This window comes from Collimonas silvisoli (assembly GCF_018305005.1).
Taxonomy (GTDB): Bacteria; Pseudomonadota; Gammaproteobacteria; order Burkholderiales; family Burkholderiaceae_D; genus Collimonas; species Collimonas silvisoli.
This window is the reverse complement of sequence record NZ_JAGQEG010000134.1, coordinates 1-11,032: the sequence shown is the minus strand read 5'-3', so window position 1 is coordinate 11,032 and position 11,032 is coordinate 1. Positions and strand designations below refer to the sequence as shown.

Below are 11,032 nucleotides of genomic sequence, written 5' to 3'. Positions count from 1 at the left end.
CACCACACGTTTTGGTTGGAACGCATCTCCCAAATCAATTGCTAACAGGCCCTAGCCGCCCCTCAGCCGCCAGTTCGCGGATCACGCGGATGGTGTCGATGTCCGCTTCTTCATAAGCCGAACGACGGAATTCATCGTAAAACTCTTGTTCGGCTTGCGCCGCCGGTTGCCGCTCTACCGCCTCGTCTTCATATTCAAACCGAACGAACAACATTTCCGGACCAGGCTCTTCAATCGTCATGATCAGGCTGGAGCCGACGATGTCTTGCTGTTTCGGCACCTGGTAGCGCACCTGCAGCAGCGGCAGGTAACTGACCACATCTTTTATCGTCACTTTGCCGTAACGCAGTTCACGCGTAACCGATTGCATCGATTGATCGGACAGGAGGCATTCATCCAGATGCTCGACAAACAACATCGGCTGCTCGGCCCGCATCACCAGCCCGCGCCATAGCTGCTCACGCGTCAAAGGGTCGATCAGCGGGTTGAGGGGATCGTTGATTTCGATCAGGTGGCTGAATTTCATAGCATGTCCGGCAAGATAGTTGATAACAGATTGTCCCATATTCAGCGCAAAAACTGGAGCAAGGCGGCATGCAGCGTCGCCCTCGCCCTCCGCACTGTTAAAATACAGCGCTTTGCTCCTTCCGGTCAGTTATGTCGTCCACTCCCAATTTCGGTCTGAATGCTCCCCAGCGGGAAGCCGTCAAATATCTTGACGGCCCCTGCCTGGTGCTGGCCGGCGCGGGCTCGGGCAAGACGCGCGTGATTACGCAGAAAATCCAGCATCTGATCGAGGATTGCGGCTATGACGCCAAACATATCGCGGCGCTGACCTTTACCAACAAGGCGGCGACTGAAATGCAGGAGCGGATCGCCAAGCTCTTGAAAGATCCGAAGCAAGCCAAGCACATCACCGTCAGCACTTTTCACTCGCTGGGGGTCAAGATCCTGCGCCAGGAAGCGCGCGAACTGGGGCTGAAAGATCGTTTCTCGATCATGGATAGCGACGATTGCTTTTCGATTGTGCAAGATCTGGCGATTACCACCGACAAACAACTGATCCGCCGCATCCAGACCGCGATGTCGCTGTGGAAAAACGGCCTGATCGATCCCGAACAAGCCATCAAGCAAGCCGTCACGGAAGACGAAGCGCAGGCGGCGCGGATCTATCGCAGCTATGTGGCGACGCTGGCGGCCTATCAGGCGGTCGATTTCGACGATCTGATCCGCCTGCCGGTGGAGCTGTTCCGCAGCAATGAGACGGTGCGCGATAAATGGCAGCGGCGGCTGCGTTATCTGCTGGTCGACGAATATCAGGATACCAATACCTGCCAGTACGAACTGGTCAAGCTGCTGGTCACCGGGCTCGGCAAGAAGCCGATGTTTACCGCGGTCGGCGACGACGACCAGGCGATCTACGCCTGGCGCGGCGCCACCATCGAAAACCTGAAAACGCTGCAGGTCGATTTCCCCGACTTGAAAGTAATCAAGCTGGAACAGAATTACCGCTCCTCCACCCGCATCCTGCAAGCCGCCAACGCAGTGATCGGCAACAATCCCAAGCTGTTCGATAAAAAACTGTGGTCGGAACACGGGCTGGGCGATCCGATCAAGGTGATGGGAATGGAGGATGACGAGAAAGAAGCCGAGCAGGTGGCCATCATGCTGTCGGCCCATCGTTTCGAGCGGCGCGCCAAGTTTTCCGATTACGCCATCCTGTACCGCGGCAACCACCAGGCGCGGACCTTTGAAAAAGCCTTGCGGCGCGAACGCATCCCGTACACGATGTCGGGCGGCCAGAGTTTTTTCGACCGCGCCGAAATCAAGGACATCATCAGTTACCTGCGCCTGATCGCCAACGAAGACGACGATCCGGCTTTCATCCGCGCCATTACCACGCCCAAGCGCGGCGTCGGCCAGGCTACGCTGGAAGTGCTGGGCACGGTGGCCGGGCAATGGCAGTGTTCGCTGTTCGAAGCGGTGTTCAAGGGCGGCATCGAAGCCAAGCTGACCGATCGCCAGCTATACCCGCTGCGCGAATTCTGCCATTTCATCAACCAGCTGGAAGCCCGCGCCAGCCGTGTCGGCCCCGCCGGCAGCGGCGAGAATGCGGCCGCCGTGCTGGACGACATGATGAAAGAAATCAATTACGAACATTATCTGTACGACAGCTTCGACGACCGCGCGGCGCAAGGCAAGTGGCAGAATGTGCTGGACTTCACCAACTGGCTGAAGGAAAAAGGCACAGGCGGCAAGGATGGCGCCGGCGACGAGAGAAACCTGCTGGAACTGACCCAGATGGTGGCGCTGATGTCGATGCTGGAAGGCCGCGACGAAGAACCGGATGCGGTGCGCATGTCGACCTTGCACGCTTCCAAGGGGCTGGAGTATCCGCATGTGTTCCTGATCGGGGTCGAAGAAGGCATCTTGCCGCACAAGGGCGATCCGGATGCGCCGCCCGAAACCATCGCCGCCCGTATCGAGGAAGAACGGCGCCTGATGTATGTCGGCATCACCCGCGCCCAGCGCAGCTTGCACGTCAGCTGGTGCAAGAAGCGCAAGCGCGCCGGCGAAGCTGTCGTTTGCGAAATATCGCGCTTCGTCAAGGAAATGCGGCTCGACGAGGGTGACGCCATGCCGACCGAGGCTGAACAAATCACCCCGCAAAACCGTCTGGCCAGTTTGAAGGCTTTGTTGCAGAAGCCGAGAGCTGCGTGAGATGATAAGTGTTAGAGTAAAACCCAATTCAGGAGTAAGACCATGAGCATAGACAACATCAAGACATCGCTGGAAAAACTCCGCAACACGCTTGAAAGCAGCGGCACGGTCGATAGCGAGCTGAAAGCCTTGCTGCAATCGCTGGATACCGATATCCAGGAACTGCTGAAATCCGCCGATGCAACAACGGCAGCGGCCCCTGCTTCCGATCTCCGCTCGGCCCTGGTGGAACGCGCCCAGGTTATCTCAGCCCGGCTGGCGGTGCGTCATCCGCATCTGCAACCTGTATTGCGTGAAATTGCCGATACACTGGCCAACATGGGGATTTGATCGGATATCGCTTGGCAGGACAGGAAGGATAGGAATAGCCCCTCCCGCTCTGCACATCTCTTTGGCAAGTTTGGCGACAGCCGCAAGACATCGCGCTGCGCTCATCCGCCTTGCTTGTCTTTTCATCTCATGTGATTGCTTCGGACTCCCCCTGCATAGCCGCTTGGGAACGGAGCGATTGTTATTGTTTTTTTATTGGAACGCCATGTGGTTTAAAAATCTGCAGATCTACCGTATCCCCGCACCATGGGCCATTTCGGCCGAACAATTAGAAGCGTTTCTGGCGCCGCAGGCATTTGCCAAGTGCAGCAGCCTGGAATTGCAAAGCCAGGGCTGGCTGTCGCCGCGCGATAACGGCATGCTGGTGCATAGCGTGAATCGCCAGATGATGATTTTGCTGGGCACGGAAAAGAAATTGTTGCCGGCCACCGTGGTCAACCAGGTTACCAAGGCGCGCGCCGCTGAAATTGAAGAACAGCAAGGCTACGCGCCTGGCCGCAAGCAACTGAAAGATCTCAAGGAGCAAGTCACCGACGAACTGCTGCCGCGCGCTTTCAGCATCCAGCGCAATACCTGGGTCTGGATCGATCCGGTCAACGGCTGGCTGGTGATCGACGCCGCCAGCCCGGCCAAGGCGGAGGAAATCCTCAAGCTGTTGCTGGCCTCGGTCGACAAATTGCAAATTTCCGGCTTGCGCACAGCGCACTCGCCGCTGACTTCGATGACCAACTGGCTGGCAGCCGATGAAGCGCCGCACGGCTTTACCGTCGACCAGGACACCGAATTGCGCGCCGCCGGCGAAGGCAAGGCGACGGTACGCTACGTGCGCCACACCATCGAGGCCGACGACGTGCGGCGCCACATCGCCTCGGGCAAACAATGCACGCGGCTGGCGATGACCTGGGCCGATCATATTTCCTTCGTCCTGACCGAATCGCTGGCGATCAAACGCATCGCGCCGCTGGATGTGCTGAAGGAAGGCAACGACGTCAGCAGCAAGAATGACGACGAACGTTTCGACTCCGACATGATGCTGATGACCGGCGAGCTGAGCAAGATGCTGGGCGACCTGGTGTTTGCGCTGGGCGGCGAACCGGCGGTCTGATCGCGCAGCGCAGGCAGCGCGCTTAAAAAGCCCTGATGGTGGTGCCGCCGTCGGTAGACTCGAAGTTATCGGGGCTGATCATGACGCGGTTGCGGCCGGCCGCCTTGGCGCCATACAGCGCCATGTCGGCCCGCTGGAAGGCTTCGTCTATGCTCTCGCCGGGGCGGAAATTGGTAATCCCGATAGACGCGGTCAGCACAATATCCTTGCCGAACTTGCTCCAGTCATACATTTCAGTCTCGGCGCAGATCCGGTCCAGCGCAGTCACGCCTTCTTCCACCGTGGTGCCGGTCAGCACCAGCACGAATTCGTCGCCGCCGTAACGGGCAAAGTGGTCGCTCAGACGCATTTCATTGCGGACGATCTCGACAAAGGTCTTGAGCACCAGATCGCCGGCGGCGTGGCCGAAATTATCATTGACCGACTTGAAGCCGTCGAGATCCAGGATGGCGATGCAGAACGGCGTGCCGCCGCGCTGGAAACGCTTTTGCTCCACCGCCAGGATTTCCATCAGCGAACGGCGGTTTTCGATATTGGTCAACTCATCGCGCGTGGCCAGCTCCTGGACCCGCTTCATTGCCAGCACCAGCTGCTGGTTCTTTTCCATAATCTTGCGCTGCATGCGGCTCAGCATATTGGTCAGGTAGATGCAGCGGCCCAGCGTCAGGATAAAAGACAGGCACACCAGCAACTGGCTGAAATTGCTGGCCACCGGCAACTGCAGGTGCGAACCGGCCAGGCCGAAAGCCAGCACCAGCGCCAGCGAACCGATCAGCCAGCTCACCACGTACCAGAAAGTGCTCAGGCCGAGCACGCCGAAGCCGTAAATGACAAAGAAATTGATCAGGAACAGGTAGCCGACCTGCGGCGCCAGGATCAAAAATCCGGTCTGCAGCAGCAAAGCGCTCACCACTTGCGCGAAAGTCAGGCCGGGATCCTTGTAGCGCCGGTTGAAGCCGCTTCTGATCATCAGGTAGTAAATACCGTTGACCACCACCACAGCAATGCCGTAGAGCAGCGCGATTTCCGGCTGAATCACCCCGGCGTGGGCAAAACCCCATAGCAGCATGGCGTCCAGCAGACCGCTCAAGGCGACGCGCCCGAGCATGCCCAACGCCATCGCATTGATTTCTTTTCGACGTTGCTGTTTCATGTCCCCGACTTCCCTTTGGTTGCCATTGGTTTCTTTACCATCCTGATAGGCAACAAGCAGCCACGCATGAGAGACAGCAATTCATTCTTTCGGAGAAATGGATGCAGGACACGGTATTAAAGGGAAACAATAATGCCATGTTTTGGCGATCGCACGAATGCGGGATTAAGTTATGTATCAAAATTGTTGCACTACAGATATTCTATCGCTTACTGGAAATTTAAACCGCATCTTCTGTACCTGACAAGGTGTAGAAGCAGGCCGGCAAAGTGGCGCAGTAGGTAACAATGAAGCGTCTTTAGCGTTTTAAGGGGATCAGGGCAGCATGAGAGTCATTATTTTATTATTAGTTGCCAGCGGGATTGGCTATTGGTACTGGAATCGTCAAAATTCCATCGACGAAGAGAGCATCACACGCTTTTACGACACCGCGACCGAGCATGTCCTGAATGGGCGCGGCAAAGAGCTATGCGCGATGCTGACCAAGGATTTCACGCGCACCGGCGTCAATTCCACCAGCCAGGGGCGGATTCAGGAAAACGCCGACAAGGAAGAAACCTGCGACAAGTACAACAAGATGTTTGCATCGCTGGCGCAGGCCGAACGGCAAGGCGACGTGTCGACCAATTATCAGGTCACCATCGAACATATCGAGATCGGCAAGGATCGCAAGAGTGCCGAGGTAAAGGTCGCCACCAATATCAGCATGGCGCTCGGGCCGATCGGCCGGATTGCCGAGACCAGGGATAAAAGCAGCGAAACGCTGGTGATCCGCAATGGCAAGCTGATGCTGCAGAAATCCGAGGGCAGCGCCATAACCCGCACCATCGGCGACCGGTTTTGATAATCCTTTGAAATCGCGGACGAAAAAAAGACGACCTTTCAGTCGTCTTTTTTCATGTGGATTCTTTAAATTGATACTTCAAATAAAAACGCCCGCTTGCGCGGGCATTTGTATTCTGGCGGAGTGGACGGGACTCGCCTACACTTTGCAGGCCGCTGCTGCGCTTGCAAGCGCAGCCCTTCGATTCCCGCCAGAAGCCGCGCAGGCGGCTTCCTCCACTCCACAGAGCGATATTCCCGCAAACGGGAAATGAAATTGATTCTTGAAATAAAAACGCCCGCTTGCGCGGGCATTTGTATTCTTGGCGGAGTGGACGGGACTCGAACCCGCGACCCCCGGCGTGACAGGCCGGTATTCTAACCAACTGAACTACCACTCCTAAACTGCTGCTTCATTTCGATCGATCGTCTGCTTGGTGGGTGCTGAGAGGCTCGAACTCCCGACCTACGCCTTGTAAGGGCGCCGCTCTACCAACTGAGCTAAGCACCCAAAATGCACACTTAGTCAGACTTTCTTTCTTAGCGTATGTCACTACGCCTGAAGGGGGCAGATTGTACAACGGTTTTTTTAAATTTGCTAGCGCTTCATCGCATTTTGTTTTGAAAAGTTTTTTGAAGCACCGAATTTCCCTCTGTCTTTCCTCTGCCGCCCCGCCTATTTGCTTGGTCAGCTGCGCTTGCAACACATCCCGGACGCCCGGCTATTTTTTTCGCAAATTGGCTTTTCGAAGAGGAACAGCCGATGCATGTTGACTGTCGAAACAAGACAACGGCGCTATCAGACTCGTTGCCGCTTGTAAATTAATAAAGTTAATAAATTGAAATCAAATTCCATTGAAATTAAACCCCGCTTTACCTTAGGGAGGCTGCAATGAATGCCAGGATTCGCATTGGCTTGTACTGCGTGAGCGCCATCATGCTGGCAGCATGCACCATCACCAGGCCGGTGGCACCGCCGCCGCCCGCCACCACCCCAAACGCAACCTCGACTGCTACTTCGCTGGATGACTACAAGCGCGGGCTGGCGCAAAGAATTGTCGAGGCCAACTCGACCCAGGTATATGTCGGACGGCCGCAGGCATTATTGCGCGCCGTGATTGTGCTGAAATATTTTGTGAGTGCCGACGGCCAATTGCTGCGTACCGAAATCATGCGCTCCAATAAAGATCGCAACGCCGAGGCCAGCGCCATGGCAGCGCTGCGCCGTGCCGCGCCTTTCCCCAAACCCGATAGCAGATTCCTGCGGCGCGGCGAAGTAGAGATATCGGAAAGCTGGCTGTTCAATGACGATGGCCGTTTTCAACTACGTTCGATCGCCCAACAACAGATGAGCGAGTAGCCGCCGCCGGACGCGATTGCGTCCGACTTGCTTCGCGCGCGCTTCTCGCCTACCATCGAGCTACCAGCCCGAACGCAAAGAAGGACTCCGTGTGACACTTCACCACGCCGCGTTCGCACTTATCCCCCTTTTCTACGAGACAGCACAGTAATGGATATTCAGCCGCCACTCATCATTTCCAGTTTCGATCTGGAACGCATTGAACAATTGCTGGCGTCAAGCGCTTACCGCAACCTGCCTGGCATCGACGCCTTGCAGGACGAGTTGGGCCGCGCCAACGTTGTGGCTCCCGAAGAAATTCCGCCGGGCGTGATCACGATGAATTCGACGGTGCGTTTTGAAGATGAGCTCAGCAAAACGGAATACAGCATGACGCTAGCCTACCCGGGTCCGTCCAACGCGCCCGATGCGGTATCGATCCTGGCGCCGGTCGGTAGCGCCTTGCTGGGCCTGTCGGTAGGACAGTCGATTTCCTGGCAAGGTCCGGGCGGCCGTCCTTTGCAGCTGCGGATACTGGAAGTGACATATCAACCGGAAGCCAACGGCGAATTCCACCTTTAAATTCCATCGTCAATAACATACAAAAATAGCGTGGCAACGGTCGACGGCGCCGCAGCAAGTTTTCAAGGCGCGGGGTTTTCGCGCGTGTTACGCAAAGAATAAAGTCAGAATAAAGACAGGTCATCATGTTAAGCGCAGACTATCAACGTCCTACCAAGCTCTACCGCTATTCGGAGCGGCAATGGCTGGAACGTTCCTTGACGCTCGGAGAATTCCGATTGCGTCCGCCCGCAGAAAGCCTGCAAATCAGTAACCTCCATCATTCGCACGGCGCAGCAAAGCGGGCGATGCCGCAGTTGCTGACCCTTAGCATGAGCAGCAGCGACGACGCCAGCTTGTTCAGCGCATTTGCGCCGTCGGATTGCTGCCTGGTGATTCACAACACCGAGCAATTCGGCGAACTGATTCATCGCGCCGCGCAGCGCGTCCTGCCGAACTGGGCCGGGATTGACGCCGCCGTCAGTTATGGCCAGCCCAGCCCATTGGGTGGCGCCTTCAGCAAAGGCAAACGCGATGCGTCCCAGCATGAATGGTTATTTGCCTGGCGGCCGGCGCAAGCGACCATTACCCTGCGTCCCATCGTTATCCAGATCGGCAACATCGAAGCGATTGCCGAACTGCGCGACAGGAAATAAGGCACGATTGCCGCAGCATTGGCTACCCACGCCGGCTGGCCTGCCACGGACAAGCGCACCACTTGATGTCAAAGAAACACTTTGTTGGCAGGTAAGCATAGGAGCCTGTATCATCGCCTATGCTAATTCCGCCGCGACTTTTACAGAGGCGGTTCGCTATACTTGAAATTTACGAATGAAGGAGTCACACGATGCACAGATCCACTCTGAGAACCCGTAGCGATATCCGCAGCCTGGTCGAAGATGCGCAAGAACTGTTTCGCGCAGCTGCCGCTACCACCGGCGAGAAAGCCGAAGATCTGCGCAACAAAGGTTTGGAACTACTCGACTCGGCTGTATCTAAAGCACAAGATGTGCAAGCTGCGGCAATCGAAGCCGGCAAGGAAATCGCCGCCACCACCGACGACTACGTCCAGGAAAACCCGTGGCGCGCGGTCGCTATTTCGGCTGGCATCGGCTTCCTGGTCGGCTTGGTCATTTCCCGTAAATAATCGCAGCATAACTATCAGGCTCGCATGAATCCACAACAACCCAAGCACAGCAGTCCGGGTCTGGTGGCCGGGCTGGTCGGCACCGCCAAGAACATGTTTGCACTGGTGATCAGCCGCATCGAGCTGGCCGCCCTGGAGTTCTCCGAGATCGGCTCCCATCTGTTCAAGCTATCGCTGGTCTGTGCGCTTGGCATTGTCGCCTTGTGGTTTGCGCTGGCCTTCTGGAGCGGCCTGGTGCTGGTGCTGACGTGGGAAGCCCTGGGCTGGAAAATACTGCTGATCCTTGCCGCATTCTTCACCATCCTGGCCATCGGCACAGCCTTTTATGTGCGCAGCGTTTTGCGCCAGGGCCGGCTCGGTTTGCCGGTCACCATGGCCGAGTTGCGCAAAGACCGCGACGCCCTGCTTTGAACACGGGACCTGACATGAACAGACACTCAGGACTGGACAGCCGCCTTTCAACCGCCGAGCGCAAGCAAAAGCTGCTGCAGGAAGGCGCAGCCTTCCGCGCCGACATGGTCATCTCGCGCAATATCGTGCGAGCCAACCTGAACAGTAAATCGCTGGCAACCATTTTGCTCGGCCGGATGACCGGCATCGCTTCTTCGATATTCAGTAGTCCGGTCAAGCTCCGGGCCGGCAATTTACCAGCCGTGCTGCCGTTGCTGTTGACTGGCGCCTCATGGCTGTCCAAACGCTGTACCCGAAAATCCCTTCTTATCGGCGTCGCCCTGCTTACGGCAATCGGCGGTGCTGCTTTTATCAGCAGTAGAAATAACAAGGCAACAACGGATGATGAATAACCGCAATCTCCGGCTGGAGATCCGGCTGGGGATGCGGTCTTTTTTTGCTGATGCTGTCTCAATCTTAAAGAGGAAAGACCATGAATAAACTCAAGATAGGCGCCTTGGCTCTGGCGGTTGCCATGGCAACCGCAGGCTGTGCCGATATGTCGGAAACGCAACGTGGCACAGCGATGGGCGCCGGCGCCGGTGCTGTGCTTGGCGGCCTGGTGGGCGGCATTGCCGGCCCCGGCGGCGCCGGACGAACAGCTGCAGGTGCTGCGATTGGCGCCGCGATTGGCGCGGTCGGCGGCAACATCTGGTCCAAGCACATGCAAGATCAGAAAATGGCGATGGAAAGAGCCACTGCGGGTACTAACGTACAAGTTACCCAGACTGCCGATAATCGCCTGAAGGTCAATGTCCCGGCCGATACCGGCTTCGCTACCGGAAGAGCAGACATCAATCCCGCCCTGCGCCCGATCCTGGACCAATTGGCGTCATCGCTGGCCCAGAACCCGGCCGCTCTGATTGAAGTCTACGGCCACACAGACAGCACCGGCACGGACGCCATCAACGGCCCGCTATCACGCCAGCGCGCACAGAACGTCAGCAGCTATCTGAGCAGCCGCGGCATTGCACCTAACCGTATCACCATGGACGGACTCGGCTCCAGCCAGCCTCTGGTTGCCAACGATACGGCGGCAAATCGGGCGATGAATCGTCGCGTCGAAATCTACACCAGAGAGCAAGCCCCTCAGTAAGGGCGACAATAGCCGGATTGATCTCTATGTCGGCTGACACAGAGATCAGGAATCCCGTGTCCAGTCCTAAAATAGGTTGACAGGTTTTATTACAACACAAACGCTCGATGCACCGCATCGGGCGTTTTGTATTTCAGGGCCGTATGCGGCCGTTCCCGGTTGTAGATCCGAACGGATTGCACCACCATCTTCGCGGCTTGTTGCAGGTCTGCCGGACGGTTGAGCAGGAATTCACCCTTGAGGATGCCGTTGACCCGCTCAGCCAATGCATTCTGGTAACAGTCGTATCCATCAGTCATCGAGCAAAC

Annotated in this window: 14 protein-coding genes and 2 tRNA genes; 11 read left to right on the top strand and 5 right to left on the bottom strand. The window is 56.9% G+C overall.

From position 1 onward, the window contains the following. Positions 1–34: 34 nt before the first annotated feature. The gene (locus KHU33_RS24045; RefSeq protein WP_211467695.1) at positions 35–526 is read right to left on the bottom strand and encodes an SRPBCC family protein; all 492 of its coding nucleotides are present in this window, start codon (positions 524–526) and stop codon (positions 35–37) included. Between the two features lie 131 nt (positions 527–657). Here KHU33_RS24045 and KHU33_RS24040 point away from each other — a divergent pair, with 131 nt between their 5' ends. The 3 genes from KHU33_RS24040 (at position 658) to KHU33_RS24030 (ending at position 4,156) form a co-directional block, all read left to right on the top strand. Next, positions 658–2,721, top strand: coding sequence for a UvrD-helicase domain-containing protein (locus tag KHU33_RS24040; RefSeq protein WP_211467693.1), 2,064 nt, complete (start codon positions 658–660; stop codon positions 2,719–2,721). 42 nt (positions 2,722–2,763) lie between these two features. After that, entirely contained in the window at positions 2,764–3,051 is a 288-nt protein-coding gene (locus KHU33_RS24035) for a DUF4404 family protein (RefSeq protein WP_230414526.1), read from the top strand. Between the two features lie 205 nt (positions 3,052–3,256). Then, complete coding sequence (locus KHU33_RS24030; protein ID WP_211467691.1) at positions 3,257–4,156, top strand: recombination-associated protein RdgC; 900 nt, start codon at positions 3,257–3,259, stop codon at positions 4,154–4,156. Positions 4,157–4,178: 22 nt separating this feature from the next. On the opposite strand, the gene KHU33_RS24025 is transcribed toward KHU33_RS24030, so the two are convergent. Then, positions 4,179–5,309, bottom strand: coding sequence for a GGDEF domain-containing protein (locus KHU33_RS24025; RefSeq protein WP_211467689.1), 1,131 nt, complete (start codon positions 5,307–5,309; stop codon positions 4,179–4,181). Positions 5,310–5,634: 325 nt separating this feature from the next. Here KHU33_RS24025 and KHU33_RS24020 point away from each other — a divergent pair, with 325 nt between their 5' ends. Then, the gene (locus KHU33_RS24020) at positions 5,635–6,153 is read left to right on the top strand and encodes a hypothetical protein (RefSeq protein ID WP_211467687.1); all 519 of its coding nucleotides are present in this window, start codon (positions 5,635–5,637) and stop codon (positions 6,151–6,153) included. Between the two features lie 302 nt (positions 6,154–6,455). Here KHU33_RS24020 and KHU33_RS24015 read toward each other — a convergent pair. Both KHU33_RS24015 and KHU33_RS24010 read right to left on the bottom strand, forming a co-directional pair. Beyond that, positions 6,456–6,532, bottom strand: a tRNA-Asp gene (locus tag KHU33_RS24015). A 34-nt stretch (positions 6,533–6,566) separates the two neighbouring features. Further along, a tRNA-Val gene (locus tag KHU33_RS24010) sits at positions 6,567–6,642 on the bottom strand. Between the two features lie 381 nt (positions 6,643–7,023). Here KHU33_RS24010 and KHU33_RS24005 point away from each other — a divergent pair. From KHU33_RS24005 to KHU33_RS23975, 7 genes are all read left to right on the top strand, one after another. Beyond that, on the top strand, positions 7,024–7,491 hold the full coding sequence (locus tag KHU33_RS24005; protein ID WP_211467685.1) for an energy transducer TonB family protein: 468 nt from the start codon (positions 7,024–7,026) through the stop codon (positions 7,489–7,491). Positions 7,492–7,641: 150 nt separating this feature from the next. Beyond that, positions 7,642–8,052 carry a nucleoside diphosphate kinase regulator gene (rnk, locus tag KHU33_RS24000; RefSeq protein ID WP_211467683.1) on the top strand — a complete coding sequence of 137 codons (411 nt, stop codon included), beginning with the start codon at positions 7,642–7,644 and terminating at the stop codon, positions 8,050–8,052. Positions 8,053–8,177: 125 nt separating this feature from the next. Next, positions 8,178–8,687 carry a hypothetical protein gene (locus tag KHU33_RS23995; protein ID WP_211467681.1) on the top strand — a complete coding sequence of 170 codons (510 nt, stop codon included), beginning with the start codon at positions 8,178–8,180 and terminating at the stop codon, positions 8,685–8,687. Between the two features lie 191 nt (positions 8,688–8,878). Then, positions 8,879–9,178: a DUF883 family protein gene (locus tag KHU33_RS23990; RefSeq protein WP_211467679.1), complete on the top strand. Its 300-nt coding sequence runs from the start codon at positions 8,879–8,881 to the stop codon at positions 9,176–9,178. A 24-nt stretch (positions 9,179–9,202) separates the two neighbouring features. Beyond that, the gene (locus tag KHU33_RS23985; protein WP_211467677.1) at positions 9,203–9,589 is read left to right on the top strand and encodes a phage holin family protein; all 387 of its coding nucleotides are present in this window, start codon (positions 9,203–9,205) and stop codon (positions 9,587–9,589) included. A 14-nt stretch (positions 9,590–9,603) separates the two neighbouring features. After that, positions 9,604–9,981 (top strand): hypothetical protein, encoded by a 378-nt coding sequence (locus KHU33_RS23980; RefSeq protein WP_211467675.1) that lies wholly within the window; start codon positions 9,604–9,606, stop codon positions 9,979–9,981. A gap of 80 nt (positions 9,982–10,061) precedes the next feature. Next, a complete protein-coding gene (locus KHU33_RS23975; RefSeq protein ID WP_211467673.1) occupies positions 10,062–10,724 on the top strand; it encodes an OmpA family protein in 663 nt (220 codons plus the stop codon). Positions 10,725–10,813: 89 nt separating this feature from the next. Here KHU33_RS23975 and KHU33_RS23970 read toward each other — a convergent pair. Continuing rightward, positions 10,814–11,032: integrase core domain-containing protein (locus KHU33_RS23970; protein ID WP_211467671.1), on the bottom strand; the 219-nt coding region annotated here is incomplete at its 5' end.